The sequence below is a fragment of the Bordetella genomosp. 11 genome (assembly GCF_002261215.1).
GTDB lineage: Bacteria > Pseudomonadota > Gammaproteobacteria > Burkholderiales > Burkholderiaceae_B > Bordetella_C.
On the sequence record NZ_NEVS01000001.1, the window covers coordinates 950,281 to 977,144 of the forward strand.

26 protein-coding genes are annotated in these 26,864 nt (G+C 66.8%); 17 read left to right on the plus strand and 9 right to left on the minus strand.

The features are described from left to right. Positions 1-6: 6 nt before the first annotated feature. Positions 7-1,512 (minus strand): FAD-dependent monooxygenase, encoded by a 1,506-nt coding sequence (locus CAL28_RS04290; RefSeq protein WP_094840137.1) that lies wholly within the window; start codon positions 1,510-1,512, stop codon positions 7-9. A gap of 290 nt (positions 1,513-1,802) precedes the next feature. Here CAL28_RS04290 and CAL28_RS04295 point away from each other — a divergent pair, with 290 nt between their 5' ends. From CAL28_RS04295 to CAL28_RS04325, 7 genes are all read left to right on the plus strand, one after another. After that, complete coding sequence (locus CAL28_RS04295) at positions 1,803-2,315, plus strand: DUF1993 domain-containing protein (RefSeq protein WP_094840138.1); 513 nt, start codon at positions 1,803-1,805, stop codon at positions 2,313-2,315. A 187-nt stretch (positions 2,316-2,502) separates the two neighbouring features. Continuing rightward, positions 2,503-3,180, plus strand: coding sequence for an HAD family hydrolase (locus tag CAL28_RS04300; RefSeq protein WP_094840139.1), 678 nt, complete (start codon positions 2,503-2,505; stop codon positions 3,178-3,180). Positions 3,181-3,197: 17 nt separating this feature from the next. Then, the gene (locus tag CAL28_RS04305) at positions 3,198-4,118 is read left to right on the plus strand and encodes a 2-deoxy-5-keto-D-gluconate 6-phosphate aldolase domain-containing protein (protein WP_094840140.1); all 921 of its coding nucleotides are present in this window, start codon (positions 3,198-3,200) and stop codon (positions 4,116-4,118) included. Between the two features lie 2 nt (positions 4,119-4,120). Further along, a complete protein-coding gene (locus tag CAL28_RS04310) occupies positions 4,121-4,315 on the plus strand; it encodes a hypothetical protein (RefSeq protein ID WP_094840141.1) in 195 nt (64 codons plus the stop codon). Between the two features lie 81 nt (positions 4,316-4,396). Next, entirely contained in the window at positions 4,397-4,996 is a 600-nt protein-coding gene (locus CAL28_RS04315) for a YbhB/YbcL family Raf kinase inhibitor-like protein (protein ID WP_094840142.1), read from the plus strand. A 112-nt stretch (positions 4,997-5,108) separates the two neighbouring features. Next, complete coding sequence (locus CAL28_RS04320; protein WP_094840143.1) at positions 5,109-5,717, plus strand: trimeric intracellular cation channel family protein; 609 nt, start codon at positions 5,109-5,111, stop codon at positions 5,715-5,717. A gap of 94 nt (positions 5,718-5,811) precedes the next feature. Continuing rightward, on the plus strand, positions 5,812-6,879 hold the full coding sequence (locus tag CAL28_RS04325; RefSeq protein WP_094840144.1) for an FUSC family protein: 1,068 nt from the start codon (positions 5,812-5,814) through the stop codon (positions 6,877-6,879). Between the two features lie 75 nt (positions 6,880-6,954). Here the strand turns inward: CAL28_RS04325 and CAL28_RS04330 are convergent, their stop codons facing one another. The 3 genes from CAL28_RS04330 to hisD are packed head-to-tail and all read right to left on the minus strand — an operon-like array spanning position 6,955 to position 10,045. After that, a complete protein-coding gene (locus CAL28_RS04330; RefSeq protein ID WP_094840145.1) occupies positions 6,955-7,965 on the minus strand; it encodes a LacI family DNA-binding transcriptional regulator in 1,011 nt (336 codons plus the stop codon). Continuing rightward, complete coding sequence (locus tag CAL28_RS04335; protein WP_094840146.1) at positions 7,962-8,723, minus strand: SDR family NAD(P)-dependent oxidoreductase; 762 nt, start codon at positions 8,721-8,723, stop codon at positions 7,962-7,964. Before CAL28_RS04335 ends, CAL28_RS04330 begins: the two co-directional genes overlap by 4 nt. Positions 8,724-8,725: 2 nt before the next feature. Then, a complete protein-coding gene (hisD, locus tag CAL28_RS29955; protein WP_094840147.1) occupies positions 8,726-10,045 on the minus strand; it encodes a histidinol dehydrogenase in 1,320 nt (439 codons plus the stop codon). Between the two features lie 285 nt (positions 10,046-10,330). On the opposite strand from hisD, the gene CAL28_RS04345 reads away from it, so the two are divergent. The 8 genes from CAL28_RS04345 to CAL28_RS04380 all read left to right on the plus strand — a co-directional run bounded on the left by CAL28_RS04345 (position 10,331) and on the right by CAL28_RS04380 (position 19,632). Continuing rightward, positions 10,331-11,704, plus strand: coding sequence for an aminotransferase family protein (locus tag CAL28_RS04345; RefSeq protein WP_094840148.1), 1,374 nt, complete (start codon positions 10,331-10,333; stop codon positions 11,702-11,704). Positions 11,705-11,728: 24 nt separating this feature from the next. Further along, positions 11,729-12,949, plus strand: a complete 1,221-nt coding sequence (locus CAL28_RS04350; RefSeq protein ID WP_094840149.1) for an ABC transporter substrate-binding protein — start codon at positions 11,729-11,731, stop codon at positions 12,947-12,949. 87 nt (positions 12,950-13,036) lie between these two features. Further along, positions 13,037-13,897 (plus strand): branched-chain amino acid ABC transporter permease, encoded by an 861-nt coding sequence (locus CAL28_RS04355; RefSeq protein WP_094840150.1) that lies wholly within the window; start codon positions 13,037-13,039, stop codon positions 13,895-13,897. After that, positions 13,897-14,868: a branched-chain amino acid ABC transporter permease gene (locus CAL28_RS04360; RefSeq protein ID WP_094840151.1), complete on the plus strand. Its 972-nt coding sequence runs from the start codon at positions 13,897-13,899 to the stop codon at positions 14,866-14,868. The genes CAL28_RS04355 and CAL28_RS04360 overlap by 1 nt, the downstream gene beginning before the upstream one ends. Then, a complete protein-coding gene (locus CAL28_RS04365) occupies positions 14,865-15,641 on the plus strand; it encodes an ABC transporter ATP-binding protein (RefSeq protein ID WP_094840152.1) in 777 nt (258 codons plus the stop codon). Before CAL28_RS04360 ends, CAL28_RS04365 begins: the two co-directional genes overlap by 4 nt. A gap of 2 nt (positions 15,642-15,643) precedes the next feature. Beyond that, positions 15,644-16,339, plus strand: a complete 696-nt coding sequence (locus tag CAL28_RS04370; RefSeq protein ID WP_094840153.1) for an ABC transporter ATP-binding protein — start codon at positions 15,644-15,646, stop codon at positions 16,337-16,339. 36 nt (positions 16,340-16,375) lie between these two features. Next, positions 16,376-18,643: a N,N-dimethylformamidase beta subunit family domain-containing protein gene (locus CAL28_RS04375; RefSeq protein ID WP_176463867.1), complete on the plus strand. Its 2,268-nt coding sequence runs from the start codon at positions 16,376-16,378 to the stop codon at positions 18,641-18,643. Then, positions 18,640-19,632 (plus strand): LacI family DNA-binding transcriptional regulator, encoded by a 993-nt coding sequence (locus tag CAL28_RS04380; RefSeq protein ID WP_094840154.1) that lies wholly within the window; start codon positions 18,640-18,642, stop codon positions 19,630-19,632. Before CAL28_RS04375 ends, CAL28_RS04380 begins: the two co-directional genes overlap by 4 nt. A 5-nt stretch (positions 19,633-19,637) precedes the next feature. Here the strand turns inward: CAL28_RS04380 and serB are convergent, their stop codons facing one another. The 5 genes from serB to CAL28_RS04405 all read right to left on the minus strand — a co-directional run bounded on the left by serB (position 19,638) and on the right by CAL28_RS04405 (position 24,754). Continuing rightward, positions 19,638-20,498 carry a phosphoserine phosphatase SerB gene (serB, locus tag CAL28_RS04385; RefSeq protein WP_094840155.1) on the minus strand — a complete coding sequence of 287 codons (861 nt, stop codon included), beginning with the start codon at positions 20,496-20,498 and terminating at the stop codon, positions 19,638-19,640. Between the two features lie 51 nt (positions 20,499-20,549). Continuing rightward, a complete protein-coding gene (locus tag CAL28_RS04390) occupies positions 20,550-21,296 on the minus strand; it encodes a glucose 1-dehydrogenase (protein ID WP_094840156.1) in 747 nt (248 codons plus the stop codon). Positions 21,297-21,514: 218 nt separating this feature from the next. After that, positions 21,515-22,291, minus strand: coding sequence for an exodeoxyribonuclease III (xth, locus tag CAL28_RS04395; RefSeq protein ID WP_094840157.1), 777 nt, complete (start codon positions 22,289-22,291; stop codon positions 21,515-21,517). A 72-nt stretch (positions 22,292-22,363) separates the two neighbouring features. Continuing rightward, complete coding sequence (locus CAL28_RS04400) at positions 22,364-23,329, minus strand: acyl-CoA thioesterase domain-containing protein (protein ID WP_176463868.1); 966 nt, start codon at positions 23,327-23,329, stop codon at positions 22,364-22,366. A gap of 147 nt (positions 23,330-23,476) precedes the next feature. After that, the gene (locus CAL28_RS04405; RefSeq protein WP_176463869.1) at positions 23,477-24,754 is read right to left on the minus strand and encodes a LysR family transcriptional regulator; all 1,278 of its coding nucleotides are present in this window, start codon (positions 24,752-24,754) and stop codon (positions 23,477-23,479) included. Positions 24,755-24,883: 129 nt separating this feature from the next. Between CAL28_RS04405 and CAL28_RS04410 the strand changes: the two genes are divergently transcribed. Further along, positions 24,884-25,762, plus strand: a complete 879-nt coding sequence (locus tag CAL28_RS04410; RefSeq protein WP_094840160.1) for an amidohydrolase family protein — start codon at positions 24,884-24,886, stop codon at positions 25,760-25,762. Between the two features lie 139 nt (positions 25,763-25,901). Further along, on the plus strand, positions 25,902-26,864 hold the full coding sequence (locus CAL28_RS04415) for a Bug family tripartite tricarboxylate transporter substrate binding protein (protein ID WP_094840161.1): 963 nt from the start codon (positions 25,902-25,904) through the stop codon (positions 26,862-26,864).

The window sequence follows — 26,864 nt, forward strand, 5'->3', positions numbered from 1 at the left end:
CGCCGCTCAGCCGGCCTCCAGCCGTTCCAGCACGGCGATGATCGTGGCGTCGTCGCCGGCGCGCACGCTCAGCGCCACATAGGCGTCGGGACGGACCAGGTAGACGTGGCCCGCCTGGTAGGCGGTATCGGCGGCGGCCACGGCCGCCACGGCGATGGAACGCGTGCCTTGCGGCAGGTCCACGGCGGGCGCGTCCACCGACAGCACGGCGAAGCGGCCCGTGGCCAGCAGCGCGTACAGGTTGCGGGCGTTGCCGTCGGTGCTGCGCAGGCCGATGTCCGGCGCGCGGTCTCCCGGCGAGGGGTGTTCGGCCGCGCCGCGCGGCGATTGCGTGAGCGAGCCGCCTTCCCGATAGTGCAGGTCCAGTTCGGTCAACTGGTCCACGATGCGCTGGCGCAGCGCCGGGATGCGCGAAAGCGTGCCCGCCGCCAGGTTGCGCAGCTCGCGCAGGATGGGATTGCGCAGCAACGCGATACGGGTCATGTTGCCCGCATTGCGCAGGACCTGGTCGCCGATGGCGCTGCGTTCCGGCGAGTAGCTGTCCAGCAGTGTCCCGGCGGCTTGGCCGTGCCACACCATGGCCAGCTTCCAGGCCAGATTGAAGGCGTCCTGCATGCCGGTGTTCATGCCCTGGCCGCCCGCCGGGCTATGCACGTGGGCGGCGTCGCCGGACAGGAATACCCGGCCGCGCCGGTAGTCCCGCACCTTGCGCTCGTTGATGCGGAAGCCGCTTAGCCAGAACGGGTCGTAGGCGCGCAGGCCCTGCGGACCGCGCGCGTCCAATAACGCCTGCAGGCCTTCCAGCGTGGGCGCCGCCGGCGCCGCCACGGAGGACGCGCCGACATCGGCAATGACGCGAAAGCGGGTCTCGCCCATGGGGAAGATGGCCAGCACGCCGTCCTGCTGCCAGCAGATCGTCAGCTCTTCGCGCGATAGGTCGCCTTCGATGTGCACATCGCCCAGCACCCAGTCGGACGGCATGGTGCTGCCGTCGAACTGCACGCCGAGCGCATGGCGTACCGTGCTGTGCGCGCCATCGCAGCCGCACAGGTAGGCGGCGTCCACGGTTTCCTCGCGGCCGTCGGGATGCCGCAGCACGGCGCCGACGCTATCGCCATTGTCCTGGAAGGAAAGCAGTTCGACCCGGCGTTCGACCTGCGTTCCCAGGGCTGCCAGCTGTTCCTCCAGTACACGCTCGGTTTCGCTCTGCGGGATCATCAGGGCGTAATCGTAGGCGCTGCGCGCGATGTCGAAGCGCACGTGCACCAGCGGATTGCCTTCCGCGAAGATACGCGCCCCCCGGCCGCGGATGCCGGCGGCGATGAACGCCGGCGCGCAACCCTGGATTTCCAGCAATTCGAGCGTGCGCGGCCAGACGACCAGGGCCTTGGATTTGTCGCTGCGGGCGAAGGATTTGTCGATGACCCGAAGGTTCACGCCGCGGCGCTTCAGCGCCATCGCCATGGTCAGCCCGACGGGGCCCGCGCCCACGACCAATACGGGGTGGTTCATAAGTTACGCTCCGATGCGTCCAGGCCGGGCCTGTCCGCGCCATATGCCCGCCCGCGACCCGCCCGCGGGTTCCCGGCGGTTGCCGGCCGGAGGCATTATGCCGGTGGCGCGAGGGATCGGGAAAGCGCTTCCGGCGCGGCATGCAACGATGTCGCCGGTTCATTCACCCGCTCGCCAGCAGGGTTGTGCGCCGTTCCTTCATCGCCGGGACGCTACTATCCGCCCGTGCATGGCGCGGCCGGGTCCCTTGCCCGTCCCGCCTTTTCCCATAGAACCGGAGCAGACCCATCATGCCTTTGTCGATGTACCAGGCTTCCATCCCTGTTTTCGTCCGCGCCCTGAACGTGCTGACCGCCTTGCTGGACAAGGCGGAAGCGCATGCCGCCCAGAATGGCCTGGACCTGTCCACGCTGGTCAATGCCCGCCTGGCGCCGGACATGTATCCCTTGTCAGGCCAGATTCAGCGCGCCAGCGACGCATCCAAGTTCGCCGTCAAGCGCCTGACCGGCCTCGATGCCCCCAGCTTCGAGGACGTCGAAACCACCTTTCCCGAGCTGCGCAAGCGCATCGCCGATACCGTGGCCTGGCTGCAAAGCGTTCCGGCGTCCGCGCTGGAAGGCAGCGAAAGCAAAAGCGTCCAGCTGACCTTCGGCGACTTCAAGCCGACGTTCCAGGGCGACGCCTACCTGTTGTCCTTCGCGCTGCCCAACTTCTATTTCCACATCACGACGGCCTACGGCATCCTGCGCCATAGCGGGGTCCCGATCGGCAAACTGGATTTCCTCGGTCCGTATCCCGGCTGATTCCAGGGCGGGCGCCGGCGCATGACAGGCTGATTTCCGGCTGAGTGCTACAGCGGCGTTACCGTCGGGCGATTGCCGTGCCATGCCGCGCTGGCTTACCATGGGTGCTCGCTACCGAGCACACCTGAGGTACCGCGCGGCGCGCCCGGCGCCCCCGTGCGACGCAACCCTGCGGAGGCCTGACGGCATGCGCGACGAACCGCTATTCCTGTTCGACGTCGACAACACACTGTTCGACAACGATCGCATGAACCGCGATCTGGACGAACGCCTGCGCGACGTCCTGGGCGAAGACGCCGTCAGGCGCTATCGGCAGGTCTACGAAAAACGCCGCAACGAATCCGGCTACGCGGACTACCTCGGCAGTCTGCAGGACCTGCGCCAGCCTGGCGCGAACGATGCGCAGCTGGTCCAGGTGTCCACCTTCCTGATGGAGTACCCGTTCCAGCGCGCCGTATTCCCCGGCGCGCTGGACGCATTGTCCAGCGTGGGCAAGGCCGTCATCCTTTCGGATGGCGACGTGGTGTTCCAGCCGCACAAGATCCGCGCCGCCGGCCTGTGGGATGCCGTCGACGGACGGGTCCTGATCCACGTCCACAAGGAGCGGATGCTGGCGCAGATCGCGCAAGCGCATCCGGCGCCGCATTACGTGATGGTCGACGACAAGCTGCGCCTGTTGGCCGCCATCAAGCGCGCCTGGGGCGAGCGGGTCACCACCGTCTTCGTGCGCCAGGGGCACTATGCCCTGAACGACGAGGAGAACGCCAGCTATCCCTCCGCCGACATTACCTTGGACCGCATCGGCCAGTTGGCCGATGCCGATATTCCGGTCCGGGCATCGCCGCCGCGTGCCCGTGACGATTGATTTTCCAGGAGGCCGCCATGCAACCCGGTTATGACCAAGCCCTGTACCTGCTGCCGTTCGATCATCGCAATTCGTACGTCAAGAGCATGTTCAACTTCAAGCCACCCTTGAGCGCGGCGCAGCAGGCCAAGGTGGAAGACAGCAAACAACTGATCTACGAAGGCTTCCTGAATGCGGCCGAGCGCGGCCTGGCCCGGGAAAAGGCCGGCATCCTGGTCGACGAGGAATTCGGCGCTTCCATCCTGCGCGATGCCCGCCGGCGCGGCTACGTCACGGCGCTGTCCGTCGAACGCAGCGGATCCGACGAATTCCATTTCGAATATGGCGACGACTACGCGGACCATATCGAAGAGTTCGATCCGACCTTCGCCAAGGTGCTGGTGCGCTACAACCCGCAGGACGACGACGCCATGAACCGGCGCCAGGCGTCCCGGCTGCGCGCGCTGTCCGACTACTGCCGCGATGCCGGCCGGCGCCTGATGTTCGAATTGCTCGTGCCCGCCACGGAGGCCCAGATGGCCTCCGTCAACGGCGACAAGGATGTCTACGACCTGCGGCTGCGGCCCACGCTGATGATTGAGGCCATCAGCGCCCTGCAGGGTGCCGGCGTCGAGCCGGACGTCTGGAAAATCGAAGGGCTGGACCGCCGCGAGGACTGCGAAAGCGTGGTGCGGCAGGCACGCCGGAGCGGCCGCGACCGCGTCAGCTGCATCGTCCTGGGCCGCGGCGCGGACGACAGCAAAGTCCGCGCCTGGCTGGAAACGGCTGCGCCGGTGCCCGGCTTCATCGGCTTTGCCGTCGGGCGCACCAGCTTCTTCAGCGCCGTCGCCGATTACGAGGCCGGCAAGGTCGGCCGCGAAGAGGCCGCGCAGCGTATCGGCACACAATATGCACAATGGATAGACATTTTCGAGCGTGCGCGCGATGCACGAAGCTGATCATGGAAACGCAACAGATTAGCGTCAGGAAAGTCGCCGCCACCATCGCCGCGGTATGCGTGGCGGGATTGCTGCTGGGCGGCTGCGCTGGCGACCAATTCAATCATCCGGGCCCGCCGCATCCGGGCGCGGCCAACCCCTGGAGCATGGGCGGGTTCAGCGACCCGGGGCCGGATTATCCGGCGACGGGACATTGAACGGGAACGGGTTCGACCGGTAGCTTGTCTATCAACGTCTCGACGCCGGGATTCCCCCGGCGCTAACCGAAGGAGCTCCAAATGACCCGATCCCTCCGTTCACGCGTGGCCGGTTTCGCGGCAGGCACGCTATGCCTGTCGTGGGCGATGTCCGCGACCGCGGCACCCCCCTTCGAGCTGGTCGCCAAGGGCTTGATGGACAATGCATCGCTCAGCCGCGCCAACGCAGCGAACGCCAAGGATGCGACAGGGGCGATGTGCGGGGGCGAGAACATATCCCCGGAGCTCTATTTCAACCACGCGCCGGCCGGTACCAAAAGCTACGCCGTTACGGTCTACGATCCGGACGGCGCGACAGGCCTGGGCATCGTGCACTGGGTCGTCTACGGCATCCCCGCATCGACCAAAACCCTGGCGCGCGGCGTAGGCGCGAAAGGGCCGGAGGGATCCACGCCGGGGACCAACCGCACGAACGGTCCCGGATACTACGGGCCCTGCCCGCCGATGGGGGACAAGCCGCACCACTACATCTTCCAGGCGTATGCGCTGGACCTGGAGCCGGGGGCGTTGAAGTCGGGGCTCAAGCGGGACGAACTGATCGAGGAAATGCGCGGGCACGTGCTGGCGTATTCCAGCGTTATGCTGCGCTACGGACGCCCCGCGAAAACGATTCCGAAGTGATCGACCGTCCGTGGCCGTTCGCGGACGGGCGGGTGCGACGGACTTGTTGTCGCCGCCCTGGCATGGCTGGCAATATGGCGGTCCCCCAGGCCACCGACACGCTGCTCCCGAAATGCTGCTTCTGATCCTCGATCTTGCCGGCACCTTCGTCTTCGCCCTGAGCGGAGCGACTGCCGGCGTCAAGCGGCGCCTGGACCTTTTCGGCGTGCTCGTGCTGTCGTTCGTCGCCGGCAATTTCGGCGGCATCACGCGCGACCTGCTGATCGGATCGGTACCTCCCGGCGCCATCAGCGACTGGCGGTACCTCGCGGTCTCGTTGCTGGCCGGGACGATCACCTTCTACTGGTCCACGGCCATCGAGAAGCTGAGCAGTCCCGTACTGATCTTCGATGCCGCGGGGTTGGCCCTCTTCGCGGTTTCTGGCGCGCAGAAAGCGCTCGCCTTCGGACTGAACCCGCTGATGGCGGCCCTGCTGGGGATGCTCACCGGCATTGGCGGCGGTATGGTCCGCGATATCCTTGCGGCCGAAATCCCCGCCGTACTCCGCGCCGATATCTACGCCGTCGCGGCCCTGGCGGGCGCAGGCATCGTAGTGGTCGGCCAAATGCTCGACGTCCCCGCCATCGCTGCCACCCTGGCCGGCGCGCTGGTTTGCTTCGGCCTGCGGCTGATGGCCATCCGTCGCGGCTGGCGCCTGCCCGTGGCGGGTGCCCGGGAATAGCAGACCGCGCCGCGCACGGGATGGGGGCGCCGGCGGCAGCCCCCGGAATAGCAAAACGTGCTTCTTCCACAAACGATCGAACCGGACACTCGCCATGATGCCATCGCTGCTGGCCCGACTACAGGACCTCGACCCCGACGGGCACGGTCGCATCAAGGGGCTGCGGCTGGTGGCGGCGTACGGCATTGCGGCGATGCTGGGCGGCGTGCACGCGTTGGCCACCCTGCGGCTGCCGCCTGCCACGCTCGCGTTCCTGGCCGGGGCCTATGCCCTCTGGGCGAGCGTCTCGGAAGCCCGCGCGACCCCTGGCGCATCGTGCCGCGACCTTGCGGTCCTGTGCGCGACATCGGGACTTGGGGCGCTGCTGTATATCGGCGTTGGACCCTCCTTGGCGCGCCTGATGCCGGCGGGCGCGGAATTCGCGCTGGTGCTCGGCGCTTTCCTGGTGGGATTCCTGAAGCGATTCGGCGTCCTTGGCGCGGGAATGGGGTCGCAGGTCTACATCGGCGAAATCCTGGCGTATAGCTTCAACTTCGACCGCACCGACCTGGTGTCGGTCGGCGTGGCGGTATCGATAGCGATCCCGTCCGCCATCATCCCCAGGTTACTGGCAGGCCGGTTCGAGTACACGGGGACGGTCGGGGCGCTCTCGCCAGCGGATATTCCGAACCGCTGGCCCTTGGCCCCCGAAACCATCATGGGGATACAGGCGGCTATCGCGGCGGTGATAGCCATTGCGATCAACCAGGCGTTCGGGCTGGCGGAATCCGTTTGGGCAGTCACGGCCGCGGCCTATGTCGTGGCGAGCACGGCATCCGGCACCGTCGAGCGTGTGCGACGGCGGATCGTGGGCACATTGGTGGGTGTGCCCCTGGGGCTGATATGCCTGCCCCTGGCCACGCATGCGCCGGTGCTGCTATGGAGCGCGGGTGCGTTGGCGATGGTCCTGTACGGTATTGCGCTGCCTAAGCGCTATGACATTGCTTGTGGGGCGTTCGCGTTCACCCTCGTCGTTACGCTGGCGGCCAGCGGGCAGCATTCCATCGAGCTCCTGGCGGCGCGTACCTGGCAGACGATATTGGGTGGGACATTGGGCTTGGCGGCGGCGCTTTGGATATTGCCCTTGCGAGAGCGGCGGGGCGGGCTTTCCCGGGGGCAATGAGCGCCTGCCGGCCGCCTGGCCCGAGTTGCCGTTCGCAGGCGCCCGGCGATTTCCGCCCGGACCGGCATGCGGGCGCTATCGGTGCACGGTATCCCGTTCCACCAGCACGCAAGGGACTACGACATCGCGCGCGCGTATCTCGCCGCGCATCTGCTCGAGCAGCAGGCCGACCGTCGCATCGACCATGGAGCTCACGGATTGACGCACGGTGGTAAGCCGGTACGCCCCCCAGGCCGCTTGCGGGACGTCGTCGAAGCCGATGACAGCCACCTGCGCGGGCACGCGCAATCCCAGTTCCTGCCGCAGCACGTCCAGGGCCGCGATGGCCATGTGGTCGTTGGCGGCGAAAATGGCATCCGGCGCGTCCGGGCCTGCGAACATCCGGCGCACGGCCGCTTGCGCGCCATCGAAACTGTAGTGGCCTGCCTCGCGGCTTATCACTTCCCGTTTGCTTTCCGCCAACGCTTCGGTAAAGCCGCGCTCGCGTTCCAGGCTGGTCGAAGAGTCCTCCAGGCCCGCGAGGAAAGCGGGACGGCGATAGCCATGCGCCAGCAAGTATTCGGCCACCATGCGTCCACCCCCGGCATTATCCGAGCTGACCGAACTGGTCGCATGGCGCGCCAGCCCTCCAAGATCCGACACTCGGTTGAACTGCACCACGGGTACGCCGACCTCGGCGCAGCTGTGCGCCAGCGTGGGCGACAGCATGGCCGACGCCAGGACGATGCCATCGACCTGGTATTGCAGAATATCGGCCAGCACCCCATCCGCGGCTTCGTCCATCTCGGCGATGAACATCAGCACATGGTATCCCTCCTTCTGCAGGCGCTGCGACAGCAGTTGCACTACGAGTGGATAGAACTGGTTCTCCAGGTAGCTCATCACCAGCGCGACGATGCGGCTCTGGCGCGTGATCAGGCTGCGCGCCATCGCATTGGGCCGATACCCAAGCCGCTGGGCCGCGGCCAGCACCTTGCGCCGCGTTTCCTCCGAAACGCTGGCGCCCGGCGTGAACGCGCGGCTGACCGCCGATTGCGATACTTGCGCCAGGGCGGCGACATCCTGCGCACGCGGGCCCGATTTCATGCCGCCGTCCAGCCGCCGTCCAGCATCAGGGCGCTGCCCGTCACCAGGCTGGACGCATCGCTGGCCAGGAACAGAACGGCGCCCATTACTTCTTCCAGGCGGCCGACGCGCCCCAGCGCGATACGGTCGGTCACCCACTGCCGGAAACCCGGCTGCTCGAACATCGGCGCTGTCAGCGGCGTGTCGATGAAGGTGGGACACAGGGAGTTGACGCGTATGCTATGCGGGCCGAGTTCCCAGGCCAGTGCCTTGGTCATGCCTTCCAGCGCGTGCTTGCTTGCACAATACAGCGCCCGCCGCGGGCTGCCGACGTGCCCCATCTGCGACGACACGTTGATGACGACCCCCGGGCGTCCTTCCGCCATCAGGCGCCGGGAGACGGCCCGGCTGGTGTAGAAGGCGGCCTTCACGTTCAGGTCGAGTACCGCATCGATATCCTCGTCGCTTTGCTCCGTCAACGGGCGTGGCCGGTTCATGCCGGCGTTGTTCACCAGCACGTCATAGGGTTCGCCGCGGGCCACCGCGGCGTCGACCTGAGCCGGCTGCGTGACATCCAGCACGCAGTAGTCGCAGGACAGCCGCTCGGCCCGCAGGGCGTCGCGGACCTGCCCGAGTTCGGTCTCGCGGCGCGCGGCCAGGGTCACGTGCGCGCCGGCACGGGCCAGCGCGGTGGCGGCCGCCATGCCCAGGCCACCGCTGGCGCCGGTGACGAAGGCGCGGCGCCCATCCAGGCGGAAGCTGGGGCTGGCGGGCAGCATCGTCATGCATCCTCCCGCACCGGCTGGTACCAGGGCAGATCGGCACGATTGCCATAGCGGCGCACGCGGATATTGGCCTGTTCGCCATGCCCCGCGAAATTTTCCATATGGCAGAGACGGGAACAGTACGCGCCAATCGCGGCGCTGGCCTCGTCGGTGAGCACGCGCTGGTAGGTGCATGTCTTGAGGAACTTGCCGACCCACAGGCCGCCGGTATAACGCGCGTTGCGGTTGGTCGGCAGCGTATGATTGGTCCCGATGACCTTATCGCCGAAGCTGACGTTGGTGCGGGGACCCAGGAAGAGGGCGCCATAGTTCGTCATGTGCTTGAGGAAATGATCGGGATCGCGCGTCATGACCTGTACGTGCTCGAACGCCAGCTCGTCGGCGACCCGCACCATCTCGTCGATGTCGTCGCAGACAATGACTTCGCCGCAATCGTTCCAGCTTTGCCGCGCGATGGCGGCGGTGGGAAGCTTGTCCAGCTGCCGCTCGATCTCGTCCATGGTGGCGCGCGCGAGCGCTTCGCTGTCGGTAAGCAGGATGGCGGGCGACGTAGGGCCGTGCTCGGCCTGGCCCAGCAGATCGACCGCGCACAGTTCGCCGTCCACGCTGTCGTCGGCGATGACCAGGGTTTCCGTGGGGCCCGCGAACAGGTCGATGCCCACGCGGCCATAGAGCTGGCGCTTGGCTTCGGCCACGAACATATTGCCCGGGCCGACCAGCATATCGACCGGTGCTACGCTGGGGGTACCCACCGCCATCGCCACCAGGGCCTGCACACCGCCCAGCACCAGGATCTCGTCGGCGCCCGCCATGTCCATGGCGGTGACGATGGCGGGATGCGGGCGCCCCTGGTAGGGGGGCGCGGTGGATACGATGCGCGGCACGCCGGCCACTTTGGCGGTGAGTACGCTCATGTGCGCGGAGGCCAGCATGGGGTATTTCCCGCCCGGGATGTAGCAGCCCACCGCGTTGACGGGGATGTGCTTGTGGCCCAGCACCACGCCCGGATAGGTTTCCACCTCGACATCCTGCATGGACGCGCGCTGGATACTCGCGAAATTGCGGATCTGCGCCTGCGCGAATGCGATGTCATCGATCTCGCGCTGCGATAGCTGGCGGCGTGCCTGGGCGATCTCGTCGGGGCTCAGGCGGAAATCGGCGGGATCCCAGTTGTCGAACTTCCGGCTGTACTCGCGCACGGCTTCGTCGCCGCGCGTTTCGATATCGCGGATGATGCCTTCGACGGTGGCGCGAACCTGGGCGTCGCCCTCGGTCTTGACTTGGGCCGTACGGCCGCGTTTCAGGTAGCGGATCATGGCTGGGCGGGGCTCCTTATGGTGATTGGCGGTCAACAGGGCTGACTACCATCGGAGCTTTGCATACGTATGCAAATACAGGTTTACCCGCATATGGCCTTTCGACGACCTCGCGTCCGGGCGCGCCGGGAAAACCCCCATAGCACCTCGTCCGCGGTTCGTTAAGAATCCGAATTCACCGCAGTCAACCTGTTGACGCGGCCCCCGCCAACCCGACTTCCCTCCCTGAAACTGCGAAGAAATGCCGGCTGACGCCTCGCGCGGCCTGGTCGGAACCGATCCAACATGCCCAATTCTGAATACGTATTCAATCCAGCCGACATCGACGTGCTCCTGAAGCAGCCGCTGGGCGCACGCCTGCCCGTGGTGGATCGGGCGCAGGGCGTCTACATCTACGACACCGCGGGTCGCCAGTACCTGGACGGCTCGGGCGGCGCCATGACCGTATCGATAGGCCATGGGGTGCGCGAGGTGCTGGATGCGATGCATGCCCAGGCGGAAAAGGCGTGCTTTACGTATCGCACGCACTTCACCAACGCGGCGGCCGAAGCGTTGGCACAGGCGCTGGTCGACCTGGCGCCCACGGGCATCAGCCACGCGTTTTTCGTCAACAGCGGATCCGAAGCCACCGAACTGGCGCTGCGCACGGCCAGGCAATACTGGCGCGACCGCGGCCGGCCCGGCAAGGCGCACGTCCTGGGTCGCGCGATCAGTTATCACGGCATGACCATGGGCGCGCTCTCCATGTCGGGGCATAACGCGCGTCGCGCCGACTATGGCGACCTGCTGCACACCTTCGCGGTCGCCCCTCCTCCCTATCCCTACCGCTTTCCGCTGTCGGGCCAGGACGTGGAAGGCCACGGCGCCATGGTGTGGGACCGTGTCATCCGCGAGTATGGCGCCGACAAGGTGGCCGCCGTTATTGTGGAGCCGGTCGTGGGCGCCGCCGGCGGCGCCCTGACGCCGGAGGTGGGCTACATGCGCACGCTGCGCGAAATCTGCGACCGCCACGAAGTGCTGCTGATCTCCGATGAGGTGATCACCGGCATGGGACGTACCGGCACGTGGTTCGGTTGCGACCACGATGGCATCGCGCCCGACATGATCGCCACGGGAAAGGGCATGACCTCGGGCTATACGCCGATGGGCGCGGTCCTGTTTCATCAGCGCATCGTGGAAACCTTCGCCGCCACCGGCAAGACCGTGCCTTTCGGCCATACGTTCAGCGCCAACCCGCTGTCCGCCGCGACCTGCCTGGCGGTCGTCGACTACATGCGCAGGAACGATGTGCTGTCCAACGTGGCGGCGCGCGCCACGCAGATGGAGGCCGGGCTGCGCCGGCTGGCGGACCGCTTCCCGTGGATCGCCGATATTCGCGGCCGCGGCCTGCTGTGGGGGTTCGAGTTCGTCACGGATCCCGTCACCGGGACACCGCCGGATCCGTCGCGCAATGCCAACGCGCGCTTCACGGCCCATTGCTTCGATGCGGGCCTGATCGTTTATACGGCGGGCATCCCGCCGCTGAATAATGCCACGCTGCTTGCGCCGCCGCTGGTCATTAGCAAGACCGAGATGGAAGATCTGCTGGCGCGGCTGGAGCGTGGGCTGACCACCTTCGGCGCGGAGATGGGATTCGCAAACCACCAAGCCGCGCGTTGAGCCGGCGCTTTCAAGGGGAACATAATGATGACAGACAAAAAACTGGACCGCCGCACCTTGCTGAAGGCCGGCGTCGCCGCCCTGGGATCGTCGCTTGGCGGCATCTCGTGGGCACAGCGCTCGGACGACACCCTTACCCTGGGCGTGATCTCGCAGCAGACCGGCACTTTCGCTTATGCCGGCGACCTGGTCCATAAGGGCGCCAAGCTGGCCCTCGAAGAACGGAACGGCACGGTACTGGGCAAGAAGATCGAACTGATCGTGCGCGACGACGAAGGAAAACCGGCCGTGGGCGTGCGCCGCCTGACCGAGGCGATCGGCACGGACAAGCTGCGCTATTTCGTCGGCAACTTCTCCAGCGCCGTGGGACTGGCCGAACTCGAGGTCGCGCGCCAGGAAAAGGTGCTGCAGTACGCCGCCGGCGGGTCGGAGGACTTCACGGGATCGCGCTGCAGCCCGTACACCTTCCAATGGTCCGCGCACGCCTACACCGCGCTGCGCGCGACGCTGGAATACGTCAGCAAGACCTTGCCGGACAAGAAGAAGATCTACACGATCACGGCGGACTACGCCTTCGGGCAATCGCTGCTGCATTACACCCAGGTGGCCGCGAAGGAGCTGGGGCTGGAACTGGTGGGCAACGACAATCATCCCTCCGGCGAGCGGCAGTTCACCCAGTATTTCACCAAAGCCCTGTCGACCCGGCCCGACCTGATCTGCCTGCTGACCGCGGGCGCCGACGCCGTGACCGCGGTGCGGCAATTCCACAGCTTTGGCGTGAAGTCGGTGCGGCTGGTCGGCCCGTGGACCCTCGAAGTGGAGCAAATGCGCGAGCTGTCGCCGGCCATGCGCAGCGGCATGATCCTGGGCCTGAACTACTATCAGGACATCGATACGCCGATCAACAAGGCGTTCGTCAAGCGCTACCTGGAAGCGTACAAGAACGTGCCTTCCTATGCGGCGGCCTATGGCTATGACTCGGTGCGGACCTTGCTGATGGCCATGGACAAGGCGGGATCCGTTGACGTGGAGGCAGTTATCAAGACGCTCGAAGGCATGCAGTTCGACAGCATCTATGGGCCGACGCATATCGACGCCCGCACGCATCAGACCATACGTCCGTACTACGTGATCGAATGCAAGGCACCCCAGGCCATGAAGAACGAGTTCGACCTGGCGACCATCGTGGCCCAGAGCGACAAGCAGCAGCCACCCGAGCTTAACGAATGCAAGCGGCCGGCGTAAGGCCGCGTCAGGCTCGCACCGCCACCCCGGTTCGCACGCTGCCCGGCGCATGAGCGCGCCGGGTGGCCCTATTCATCAGGGCAACCCATGATTTCCTTGCTAGCCGCGCAGCTCCTGAACGGACTTGCGATCGGGATGATCTACGCGCTTACCGCGTTCGGACTTTCCATCATCAAGGGGCTGTTGAACGTTCCCAACTTCGCGCACGGTGCCTTCTACGCGCTGGGCGCCTATGCCTGCTACGCCGCGCTGCAGGCCGGAATCCCCTTCGCGCTCGCGCTGGCGATCGCCTTCGTGGTTCCCGCCGCGGTAGGCGTGCTGGTCGAAAAACTCGGGGTGGCGCGTCTGATGAACGGCCCCTACCTGTACCAGCTGCTTTTCCTGTTCGGCACGGCGCTGGTGCTGGAACAGCTGATCATCATTATCTGGGGGCCCATGGGCCTGAGCGCGGCGGCGCCCGAATGGCTGGAGGGCGCCTTCGACCTGGGCTTCACCTATCTTCCCAGGTACCTGGCTTTCAACGGGGTGATGGCGGCGCTGACCATCGCGGTGGTGTGGCTGCTGATCGAGCGCACCCGGCTCGGCTCGCAGATTCGTGCCGGCATCGACAAGCGCGAGATGGCGCAGTGCCTCGGCATCGACGTATCCCGGTTGATCACGGCCGGGTTCGCGCTGGGCACCGGCCTGGCCGGATTTTCGGGCGGGCTGGTGCTGCCGCTGCTGGGTGCCAACGCCACCATGGGTTCGGAGATGCTTTCGATTGCCTTCGTCGTGCTGGTGATCGGCGGCCTGGGTTCCCTCTACGGCGCACTGGCGGCCGGCGTGCTGGTGGGCGTCATCCAGAGCGTGTCGTCCGTGTTCGTGCCGTCCGCCAGTACCGTCCTCATCTACGTGGCGATGGTGGCCACCTTGATGATCCGGCCCCAGGGCCTGTTTGGGGAACGCTGATGAAACGTATCGCCTCGACTTATGCGGTTTCCGCCATAGCCATCGCGGTCGCCATCGCGGCACCGTTCTGCATGCCGATCAACATCGCCACGGAGATCCTGATCTACGGCATCTTCGCGCTGGCCACCTATTTGCTGGTGAGCGTGGCGGGCCTGTATTCCTTCGGTCAGGCCGCTTTCTTTGGCGTGGGGGGTTATGTCGCCGGGTATGTCTTCATCAACACGGACCTGCCGCTGGTCGCGGGTATCGTCCTGGCGGCCGCGGGCAGCGCCGCCGTGGCCCTGGTGGTGGGCATGATGAGCATCAAGCGTACCGGCATCTACTTCATGATGCTGACGTTCGCGTTCAATCAGATGATCTATTACCTGGCGTATAGCTGGCATAGCGTCACGGGCGGCGAAGACGGGCTGGGCGGGATCCGCCGTCCCGACCTGGACGTACCGGGCCTCGGCAGGCTGGATATGTCGATACACGAGAACTTCTACATCTTCGCGGCGGTACTGTTCGTCGCCGTCTTCGCCGCGCTGTACCAGCTGATGCACAGCCCCCTGGGCCTGGTGCTGAACGCCGCGCGGCAGAATGCCCGCCGCACCGCTTCGCTGGGCTATTCGGTCTACCGCGCGCAACTCCTGGCCTTCGTGGCGGCGGGCGCGGCCTCGGGCGTGGCCGGTGCGCTTTTCGCGATGCTCTACCGCATCATGCCCATCGATGCCATTTCCTGGACCAACTCCGGCACGGCGGTGTTCATGGTCATCATCGGCGGCATGTCGTCGATCTTCGGCCCGATCATCGGGGCGGCGCTGTTCATCTGGCTGCAGGGGTTCTTCAGCCTGATCTGGGCACGCTGGCCGCTGTTGTTCGGCCTGTTCATCATCCTGGTCGTCCTTTTCCTGAAAGGCGGCGCCATCGAGCTGTTCGAGCGCGTGCGGGGGCTTTTCACCGCGCGCCGCCAGCAAAGGAGCACGCCATGAGCGCCGTCATGACGTCCGCGAACGCCGCGCCGGCGTATGCCTACGAGGCCCGCGGGGTCACGAAGAAGTTCGGCGCGAACGTGGTCATAGAAGACCTGTCCATAGGGTTCGAGGCCGGCATGCTGCACAGCATCCTTGGCCCCAACGGCGCCGGCAAAACCACCTTGTTCAACCTGCTGACGCGCGATCTTCCCGTGAGCGGCGGCGATATCCTGCTGCAAGGCGAGTCGGTGACCCGGCTCAAGCCGCACGAGATCGCGCGGCGCGGCGTGGGCCGCTCGTACCAGATCTCCAGCGTGTACCTGGAACTGACGTTCCTGGAGAACGTCTGGCTGGCGGCGTATCGCGCCGCGCGGGGCGGCCGGGTGGGTTGGTGGCGCAGGGTCGACCGCTACACGGCCCTGCGCGAGCAGGCCAGCCAGCTGCTGCATGAGCTCGGGCTTGGGCAGTACGAGCACACGCTGGCCGCCGCGGTGTCCTACGGGGACCAGCGCCTGCTGGAGATCGCCGTCACGCTGGCGACGCGCCCGCGCATTCTTCTGCTCGACGAACCTACGGCCGGCCTGTCGCAGCGCGAAACGGAGCGCGTCAAGACCTTCATCGCGGCCATCAAGCCGCAATACACGATCGTCATGATCGAGCACAAGATGAATGTCGTCATGGAGATCTCCGACCGCATCCATGTGATGAACCGGGGCACGTTGATTGCCGCCGGCACGGCGGCCGAGATCGCCGAAAACCAGGCCGTTCATGCCGCCTACTTCGGACTCTGAACATGTTGCTCAAAGTCGATTCCATCAATACCTATTACGGTCCCAGCCAGGCCATCCACGACGTCTCGTTCGAGATCGGGAACAGGGAAGTGGTGGCCGTGCTCGGGCGCAACGGCGCCGGCAAGAGCACGACGCTGCGTTCCATCATGGGCCTGAACGGCGCCGCCAGTGGCACCATCACCTTCGACGGCAAGGACATTACGCGCCTGAGTCCGCATGCCATCTCGCGGCTGGGCGTGACGCTCGTGCCGGAAACGCGCGACCCGTTCGTGTTGCTCACGGTGCGCGAGAACATCATGCTCGGCTACCGGCCCGGTTCGCCTTACACGCTGGATCGCCTGATGGACCTGTTTCCGCTGCTCAAGGAGCTGCTGCGCAAGAAGGGCGGCGAACTCTCCGGTGGCCAGCAACAGATGATGGTGATGGCGCGCGGCCTGGCCATGGGACCGCGCCTGTTGCTGCTGGACGAGCCCTCTCAGGGACTCGCGCCCATCATGGTCAAGGCCGTCGCCAATGTACTGAACCAGCTGAAAGGCGACGATTTGACGATCCTGCTCGTGGAGCAGAACCTGAACATGGCGCTGGACATCGCCGACCGCGTCGTCGTGCTGGAAAACGGCGCGGTGGCGGACAGCTTCGGCAGCGCCGAGGCACGCGCCACACCCGCGCGCCTCGAACAATACCTGGCGGTGCACTGAAGCCATGTTCGCCATTTCCAACACGAATCCGCACCCATGACGGCATCCCCTGAAAACCCGCCTATCGTCGGCTACGTCACCCCCTTCAGCGCGCGGCCCGGACAACGACTGTCCTTTCGGATCAGTTCGGCAGGCAACCGGCCATTCAGCGCGCGGGTAGTGCGCATCCATTGCGCGGACCCCAACCCGCAAGGCCCGGGCATGAAGCTCGAACCCGTGGCACTGCCCTTGCAGGCGGAGTATGCCGGCCTGGACCAGCCGGTGTATTCCGGCTCCTGCGCGCTTGCCGCGCTGCCCGCGCTGCCCGACGGCAACGGCCGCTGCCTGAAGCTGAGCTTGCGGTGCAAGCCCACGCTGTTGCGCGACGACAGTCCGCAGGTACTCGCCAGCCTGCAGGACGAGCAAGGTACCAACGGCCTGGCCCTGGTGCTGGACCGGGGCGAGCTGCGCGTGCGCGTGCTGGACGGCCAAGGCGGCGCGACGCGCGACCTGCCCACCGGCTTGCATCCGCTGCAGGATCGCTGGCAAGCGGTGCAGTGGATGGTGGACAGGCAGACAGGCCGTGTGGATGTGTCGTTGAGCCACGTGCCGGCCGGTACGCCGGGCGCCGGTCCCGCAATCCCGACCCGGACCGGGCAGGCAATGGCGGATGCGGGCCTGCCGCCACCCACGCGGCTCTGCCTGGGGGCGTTATGGCAGGGCCATCCGGCATCGGGTTTCAATGGACTGGTGGAAGCGCCCACGCTGCATGCCGTCGCGGCAGTCGGCGCGGATGCGGGTACGGCTGCCCAGCTTCCGGAACGGCTGATCGCCGCCTGGGACCTGTCCGCCGGGATGCAGGACCCGCGCATTCCCGGCACCCAGCCTGGCATGCCCGACCTCGATCTGGTCAATATGCCCGGCCGGGCGGTGCGCGGCTCGGCGTGGACCGGCCTGAACCAGGACTGGAAGCGGGCCCCGGCGGAGTACGCCGCGCTGTATTTCCACGCGGACGCCCTGGCCGACTGCGGTTGGCGGGAGGCCCTGAACCTGGAGATACCGCCCGGCATGAAATCCGGCGTGTATGGCCTGGAGGTGGACAATGGCCTGGGCAAGGACACCATTCCTTTCTACGTGACGCCCGGCGCGGACGGACCGCGCGCGAGGATCCTGTTCCTGGCGCCGACATTGACCTACCAGGCCTACGCCAATCATGCGCGTGGCAATTACGCGGGCGAACTGGAGCAACGCATTCGCGCATGGGGCGCCTATCCGCACAACCCCGATGTGGTCACCCGATTCGGCGCGTCCACCTATAACCGCCACAAGGATACGGCCGGCATCAGCCTGTCGTCGCGGCTGCGGCCCATCCTGACGATGCGCCCGGGGTATCTGACCTTCGCCGATGCGCGCGGCTCCGGCCTGCGCCATTTTTCGGCGGATTCGCACCTGACCGACTGGCTGCACGAGAAGGGCTACGACTACGACGTCATCACCGATGAAGACCTGGACGACCAGGGCGTGGACGCGCTCGCGCCCTATGATGTCGTGCTGACCGGCTCCCATCCCGAATACCACACGCGGCGCATGATCGAAGCGCTGGTCGCCTATCGGGAAGCCGGCGGCTACCTGATGTACCTGGGCGCCAATGGGTTCTACTGGAAGATCGCCCGCCCCGCATCGGCGCCGCACATGCTGGAGATCCGGCGCGCCGAGGGCGGGATCCGCGCCTGGGCGAGCGAACCGGGCGAGTACTATCATCAGCTCGACGGCGGCTACGGCGGCATGTGGCGTCGCAATGGCATCCCTCCCCAAGTGACCGGCGGCGTCGGCTTCGCGGTGCAGGGGGCGTTCGAAGGCGTCGGTTACCATCGCACTCCGGAATCGCGCGATCCCGACGTGGCCTGGCTGTTCCAGGGCGTGGATGATGAGTCCTTCGGCGGCCATGGCCTGTCAGGCGGCGGCGCCGCCGGCTTCGAGCTGGACCAGGTGGTGCCGGAACTCGGCTCGCCCGGCTACCTGAAGATCGTGGCTATTTCGGATGGGCACGGTCCGACTTTTCGTACGGTGCCCGAAGAAATACTTACCTGGACCATCGCGGCATCGCTGCCCCGCAAGTACGAAGGGGTGCGGGCCCACATGGCGGTCGGCCTGGCCGAACAGGGCGGCGGCCTGTTCGCCGTCGGTTCGATCACCTTCCTGGGTAGCCTTGCGTACAACCGCTACGACAACGATGTGTCGCGAATCATGGAAAATTGCCTGACCCATTTCCAGGCGGCGGCCGCGCGGCAGCGCGGACGCGGCCCCATGCCAGTATCACGGTGAAAAAGAAAACCCCCACACAGAAGGACGTCGCCCGGTTCGCCGGCGTTTCGCAGGCCGCCGTATCGCGCTTCGTCTCGGGCAAAGGCGCGATCTCGGACGAGATTCGCGAAAAGATCCTCAAGGTCATAGACCTTGTCGACTACCGGCCGGACCCTGTCGCGCGCGGCTTGAGCAGCGGAAGATTCAACATCATCGCCATCGTCATGGCCAACATCACCAACCCCTGGTATCCGGTGGTGCTGGAGTTGATCACCCGCGAGCTGCATCGCGTGGGGCTGCAAGCGCTATTGTTCAACGCGACGCCGCCACAGACCGTCGATGACCTGATGCCCCTGGTGCTGCAGTACCGGGTCCGCGGTGTCATCATCACGACAGCGTCGCTGAACTCGTCCGGCGCGGACCTCTGCGTCAGGCAGGGCGTGCCGGTGGTCATGTTCAACCGGTATTCGCAGGTGGGGAACGGTCATTCCGTTTCCACGGACAACATCGGTGGCGGCCGCCTGGCGGCGGATGTCCTCCACCGTTCGGGTAGCAGGCGTCTGGGATTCCTGGGCGGCATGCCCACCGTTTCGACCAACCGGGACCGGCTGGCCGGGTTCATGCAGAGAGTGGCCGAGTTGGGCTTGCCCTCGGCGCCCGCGCTCGAAAAGGAATTCACCTATGCCTGGGGGTACGAGGCCACGCGGACGCTCATGGCGCGCCATCCCGCGCTGGACGGCCTGTTCTGCGCCGACGATGAAATTGCGTCGGGGGCCATCGACGCCTTGCGCTATGCACTGGGCAAGCGCGTGCCCGAAGACGTGCGCGTATTTGGCTTTGACGATCACCCGGTCGCCTCCAACGCGGCCTACGACATGACGACCATACGGCAGCCGGTGGAGGAGATGATCGCCGCCGCCATCGCGCTGCTGCTGGGCGACAGCACCGGCAATGAACACAAGCTGCTACCGGGCCAGCTGATTTACCGGAAGTCGACGCCGCCGGCCTAGGCGTATCAGCCGCGCGGCGGGGCCAGCACGTTCAGCAGCGAATCCAGGCCGAGGTGGTCGATGACCACGTCCAATAGCGGACGCAGGATGGCCTTGGGCCGAAAGCCCACCGCCAGGCCGGCCAGCGCCATCATTTCGCGGTCGTTCGAGCCGTCGCCGATGGCGATCGCGGCCGACGTGGGGATGCCCATGTCGGCGCAGAGGCGCGCCAGGTGGCGCGCCTTGGCCTGCGCGTTGATGAGCTGTCCTTCCAGCTCGCCGGTAAGCCGGCCGTCCTCGACGGCGAGCCGGTTGGAATAGTCCACATCCACGCCCAGCTCCGCGCGTACCCGGCCGGTAAAGTAATCGAAGCCGCCCGAGACGATCGCCGTTTTGAGTCCCGCCTGCCGCAGGCCCGCGACCAGCGCGCGGGCGCCGGGCGAAAAACGCACACGCGCGTCATACAAAGGTTCGAAGGCGCTGACCGGCAATCCCGCAAGCAGCCGGGTGCGCATCCGCAGGCTGGTGTCGTAATCGATCTTGCCGGACTGCATGGCCTGCTCGGTCAAGGCGGCCACCTGCTCTTTCTTGCCGACCAGATCGGCCAGTTCGTCGATGCACTCGATATTGATCAGTGTCGAATCCATATCGAACACCGCGAGCTTGAAGTCCGCCAGGCCGCGGCCCGGCGGCAGCACCGCGCTGTCCAGTCCCATCGCCTGGCAAGCGGCATGCAAGGTGTCGCGCGGCGCATCCGCTTGCGCGGGGAGCGTGAACCGGGCCGCCGCCGGCCCCTGGTGGACGATGCCGGTGCCCCGCAGGCGGGCGGCCAGGCTTTCCACCGCAGTCGCGTCGAGGGCGGTGGGACTTTGGACGAAGACGTGCATGGAGAGGCGGACGGTAGACGAAAGCTGGGACTATACGCCGCCCCTGTCGCCTTAGTGCAGGCCGCCGCTGGCGGTGATGGTTTCGCCCGTCAGCCATGCCGCATCGTCCGAAGCCAGGAAGGCGGCGACCGTGGCGATATCCCGGGGCTGGCCGACGCGGCCCAGCGGGGTCTGGGCGATCACCATGGTTTCCATTTCCGAACCGGCGATGCCGGCACTATGCACGCCTTCGGTAATCACCATGCCGGGGTTGACGGCATTGACGCGTATCTTGCGCGGGCCCAGTTCGCGCGCCAGGACACCGGTGATGGCGTCCACCGCTCCCTTGGTGCCGCTGTAGACGGCGCTCTCGGGCGGCGTGATGCGCGACACCACGGAACTGATGTTGATCACGCTGGCGCCTTCGCCCAGATGCGGGGAGGCCGCCTGGGTCATCAGCAGCACGCCCAGGACGTTGACGTCGAACTGCTTGCGGTAGTGTTCTTCCGTGATGTCGCCGAGAGCGGCGAATTCGTAGATGCCGGAGTTATTCACCAGGATGTCCAGGCGCCCGAATTGCGCCACCGCGGCGGCGACGATGGCCTTGGCATCGGCGGCCTTGGAGACGTCGCCGCCGACGGCGACCGCCTTGCCCTTGGCCGCGGTGATTTCCTGCACGACGGCTTCCGCGCCGGCCTTGCTGGAGGCGTAATTGACGACGACGGCGGCGCCGTCGGCGGCCAGCGCCTTGGCGATGGCCGCGCCTATGCCCTTCGACGCGCCGGTGACAACGGCGACCTTGCCTGCGAGTTTGCTCATGATCGGTTTCCTACCAAAGGATGAATCGGGGCGGGGCGCGCCGGCAGGACGCCGCTGCGCGCACCTTCGAGGCGACCACGATAAGCGTTGTCGAGGCGGGGATAAACGTTGTCCAGCGGAATTGATACGGCGGAATTCCGGAACAGTGGCGCCGCGCCGCCTGGCGCGGCGCGGGCAATGGGCCGCCGATGCGGCCGGCGCGGGGCCGTGGCCGTTAGTCAGGTTGGCTTCAGGGTGATCCAGGTCGGCGCATGGTCGCTGGCTTTTTCCCAGCCGCGCACGTCGCGGTCCACGCCCGCATCCAGCAGGCGCGGCGCCAGGGCGCGATTCAGCAGCAGGTGATCGATGCGTATGCCGGCGTCGCGTGCATACGCGTTACGGAAGTAGTCCCAATAGGTAAAAATGCGCGCGTCCGGATGGCAGGTGCGCAGGGAATCCGTCCAGCCTTGCGCGATCATCTTATGAAAGGCCTCGCGCGATTCGGGGCGGAACAGCGCATCGTCGACCCAGCGCTCCGGCTTGTAGACGTCCGCATCGGTGGGGATGACGTTGTAGTCGCCGGCAAGCACCGTGGGCTGGCCGCTGTCGACCAGGCCGGCGGCATGGGCGATCAGGCGGTCCATCCACTTGAGCTTGTAGTCGAACTTGGGGCCCGGCGCGGGGTTGCCGTTGGGCAGGTACAGACATCCCACGACGATGCCTTGCACCGTGGCTTCGATATAGCGGCTTTGTTCGTCAGCGTCGTCGCCGGGCAGGATGCGGCGCGATTCCACGGGATCGCAGCCGCGTGTCAGGATCGCGACGCCGTTCCAGCTTTTCTGTCCGTGCCAGATGACGCCGTAGCCGGCATCGCGGATGGGGCCTTCCGGAAATTTTTCCTGCGGCGCCTTCAGTTCCTGCAGGCAGGCCACGTCGGGCTGGGTCTGTTCGAGCCAGCGCAGCAGGTTGGGCAGGCGGCTGTTGATGCCGTTGACGTTGAAGGTGGCGATTTTCATGGGATACGGGCGGTAAGCATTCTTCGAACATCCATCATAGCGGCGGGTGCGACCGCCTGCTGGACCGTGGGGTCAGGCGGCGCCGGCGCGCAGCGAGTGCGTGGCCAGCACCTCCAGCACGCGGCGGCCTTGTCCGGTGGTAATCGTGACGCGAGTGACCGCGGTGGTGCGGCCCCGATGAGCGACATCCGCCTCGGCCTTCAGTTCGTCGCCTTCCCCCGGGCTGACATAGGTGGCCGTGATACTGCTCAAGCCCCAGTCGGCCGGTAGCGCGGCCTGGGCCGTCGCCTGCGCGAAGCCCAGCAGCACGCCGCCCTGCACGTGGCCGACGCGGTTCGCGATGTGCGGTCCGTTCGCCAGCGCGCCGGAGGCGCCGCCCTCGCGGGCATGCGCGCGGTAGCCCCACAGCCGTTGCGTGAAATCGTTGGCTGGCCTGCTGTCGTCCAGGGCCATGCGGACGTAATCGAACAGCGCGCGCTCGTCGGCATCCAGATCGGTGTCGGGGTCGAGCAGCGGCGTTTCGTCCAGCGCGGGATCGACCGGCGTCAGGAAGGGAATGGGAATGCCGGGCGGCAGGTCCAGCACCATGAAAGTGGCCGTGCCCAGGCCGATTTCCCGGCCCGCGCCGTGCAGGGTGACGCGGCTGACGGCCTGGCGGCCCGCGGCGCCGTGCAGAAAGCCATGAAAGCTGCTGCGTGCGGTGACGGGCGCATGGCAGGGCGCGCCCGTCAGCTGCAGCTGCATGTTGACGGTGGCCAGGCGGGTATCGGCGGGCAGCGCGGCGCGTATAGGCGCGGCCAGCGCCAGGTCGGCCAGTACCCCCAGCGCGGTGCCGTCGATGGCGCCATCCCGGGCATGGCATTCCGCCTTCATGCTGACCAGGCTGTCGTCGACGGTGACGCGGTCGAAGGACACCGCGAGGAAATTGCCGGCGAAATGGAAACCGTGTTCGCGGCGCCGCCGGATGGCACGCAGGACGCGTTGGAGGATGGGGTCGAGCGCCGAAGAGCGGGTGTCCGGAATAAGCGTATGCGTCATGGGAACGGGGAAGGAAGCGGGACCGCGCGACGGGCGGCCGGATGATCGCGATGATATCCCGGCTGGCGGCGGGCCGGTGCCCATCCGCCCCGCGCGGCGGGAGCCGCGAGCGATACGGGACCGCGTCCGTCCGGCAATGCCGGTGTGTCAGGCGAGCAGGCGCTCGCGGGCCGCCGCGCGCAGGTGGTCCAGCAGCGATTGCACGCCGGCCGGCGGTTGGGCGTCGGCCCGCACGGTCATCCCGATCGAGCGCGCCGTATCGGCCAGCTCGATGGGCAGCACGGCCAGCATGCCGCCGCGTTCTTCGAAGTAGATCTGGTGGCGCGAGATCATCGCGACGCGGTCGCTTTCCATCAGCAACGCGCGCAGGGTCGCCAGGGCGTTCGCTTCCACCGGGTTATCGGGCATGGGCAGGCCGGCGCGGGCCATGACGCGTTCGATGATGGCGCGCGCGGGGGTTTCGCGCGACGGCAATACCCATTCGCAGCGGCCCAGCTCGGCCAGCGTCAGGCCGCAGCGGCCGGCCAGCGGATGGTCCTTGCGGGCGATCACCGACAGCGCGCCATCGAACAGGGCCTCCTGGCGGGTATCGGCGGCGGGAGAAGGATCGCGGAGGGGACCGACGATGACATCGAGCCGGCCCTCGCGCAGCTTGTGCAGCAGCGTGTCGTAGGGGCCGTCGACCAGGACGACGTGCAGCGCCGGGTGGTCGCGCAACAGCCGGTTGACCGCGCGCGGCACCAGCAGCGTGCCGCAGATGGGCAGCACGCCGATGGCCACCGTGCCGGTAACCGTGCCCAGGTGTTCGGCAATGTCGCTGGCGCACGCCTGGATTTCCGCCAGCGCGAGTTTGCCGCGACGCAGCAGGATTTCACCCGCCGCGGTGGCGGCCATGCCGCGGCTGGTGCGCAGCAGCAAGGGCGCGCCCACCAGGCGCTCCAGGTCGCTCAGGGCCTGCGTGATGGCCGGTTGCGACAGCGACAGCGCGTTCGCCGCGGCGCTGTGGGTGCCGTGCTCGGACAGGGCGATCAGGGCCTGCAGGTGGCGGCTGGTCAGCGCGTGGACGATGCGGGCGGCGCAGCCAGGGCCGGGGGATGCGACCCCGGCTCCGGCTGCGTGTGCGGGCGTGGCGGCGGCCGGCTCGCGCGGCAGGCGGGCAAGTTCGTCTTCGGCGGCACGCACATACGCCAGCGCTCGCCCGGCGCGGCGCGCGGCCGTCAGGCCGATGGCCGTGGCGGTCATGCCGGTGGAGGTGCGTTCGAACAGGGGATGGCCGATCTCGCGTTCCAGCTTCTGGATGGCGCGCGTGACCGTGGGCTGCGTCAGGTGCAGCATGTCGGCGGCGCGGCGCACGCTGCCTTCCTGCACCACGCCGACGAACGCGCGCAGCCTGCGCAGGTTGGGTTCGAGGGGAGGCAGCTGCAAATCGTTACTCCGATAAGAAAAGAGCATCGCCGCGCGCGCAGAAGGCATTACCCCGCCATGCCGGCGAGCCAGGATACTACGGGGCCAGGGCCATCGACGACAAGACCCGGCAAGATCCAGGAGACGTACATGCCATACCTGACCCCGCCACCCAATCCCGACATCAGGAAGCCCGCCATGGAGGTACCTCCCGGCGGCTGGGATTGCCAGATACACCTGTTCGGTCCCGCCGACAAATGGCCCTTCGATCCCGAAAGCCCCTATGTGTCCGGCGAGGCGCTGCCGGAAACGGCCATTCGCATGCTCGACACCCTGGGCCTGCGCAAGGCCGTGGTCGTCAGCGGCGGAGGCTACGGCCGCGATTACAGCTATATGCTGGACGCATTGAAGCGCTTCCCGGATCGTTTCGCCGGGGTGATCCTGCCGCCGGACGAACTCTCGGATGAAGAACTGCTGCGGCTGGACCGGGCCGGCGTGCGCGGCGTGCGCTTCGTCAGCGCCAGGCGGGCATCGAATCTGCCGCAGATCCTGCCGGACATGGCGGCGCAGGTCGAGAACCTGGGCTGGCCCGTTCACTTTTATCCGCACGGCGAGGACATCGTGTCCTATGCCGACCGGTTGCTGGCCCTGCCGAATCGCAAAATCGTGCTGGACCATTTCGCCAGCGTGCCCGCCGACAAGGGCGTGGACCAGCCGGCATTCAAGACGGTGCTGAAGATGCTGGATACCGGCCGGGTATGGATCAAGTTGTCCGGCCCCATGCGTTGCGTCAAGGGGGACATGCCCTACGCGGCCGTTACGCCGATCGCGCGCGCGCTGATCCGCCACGCACCCGAACGCATGGTGTGGGGATCGGACTGGCCGCACGTCAATATGGTGGGGCGCGAGATGCCGAACGACGGCGACCTGTTCGATTTGCTGGCCGAATGGGCGCCCGATGCGGCGGACCGCAAGCGCATCCTGGTGACCAACGCGGACGCGTTGTACGGGGCGCCGGCGCACAGCTGAGGCGGGCATTTCCGGCGCGGCCGCCGCTTGCGCCGGCCGGCGCATCCGCCAGGATGGCGCCGAAATCGCGGGGCCGGGACGGACCCGCCGGGGAAACATATAACGATAAGGGCGCGGATCGCGCCACGAAGGAGACATCATGAAAAAGCTATGGATCGCGCCGGTCTTGCTGCTGGCCGCCAGCACGCTATGCGCCGCCGCCCACGCGGGCACCTTTCCCGATCATCCCATCCGCCTGGTGGTGCCGTTTTCTCCGGGCGGCAGCACGGACCTGGTGGGCAGGCTCGTGGCGACCAAGGTATCGCAGATACTGGGCCAGCCGGTCATCGTGGAAAACCGTGCCGGCGCGGGCGGTGTGATCGGTTCCGACAACGTCGTGAAATCGCCGGCGGACGGCTATTCGCTATTGATGGCGACCACCTCGCACACGGCCAACCCGTCGATCTACAAAAAGCTGCCCTACGACACGCAGAAGGACTTCGTCCCCATCGCGCTGATCGGCGATATGCCGGGCCTGCTGGTGGCCAATCCCGCGCTGCCGCCGAACAACTTCAAGGAGTTCATCCAGTACGCCAGGACACACAAGCTGTCCTATGGCACGGCGGGCTCCGGGACCTTCCCGCATCTCTCCATGGAACTGCTGAAATCGGCCGCCGGGCTGGACATGACGCATATCCCCTACAAGGGCGCCGCGCCCGCGCTGACCGACCTGGTGGGCGGCGTGTATGACGTCAAGATGGATGCCTATATTACGGCCGCGAATTTCGTCAAGGCGGGCAAACTGAAGCTATACGCGGTCAGCAGCCTGGAGCGCATGCCGCAGCTGCCCGACGTACCGACGATTGCCGAGTCCGGCTACCCCGGCTTCGAATCGACGTACTGGATCGGTATCGTCGCGCCGGCCGGCGTGCCGGCCGATGTGCGCAAGAAGCTCGAACAGGCCTTCATGGAGGCCGTGCACGACAAGACGGTGGCGGCCAAGCTGCAAGAGAGCGGCACGCGTCCGATCGGCGGGTCCGCCGCCGACCTGACGGCCTTGATGGACCGGGAGTTCAAGCAATGGCCCGCCATCATCCAGAAGGCCGGCATTGCGGAGAAATAA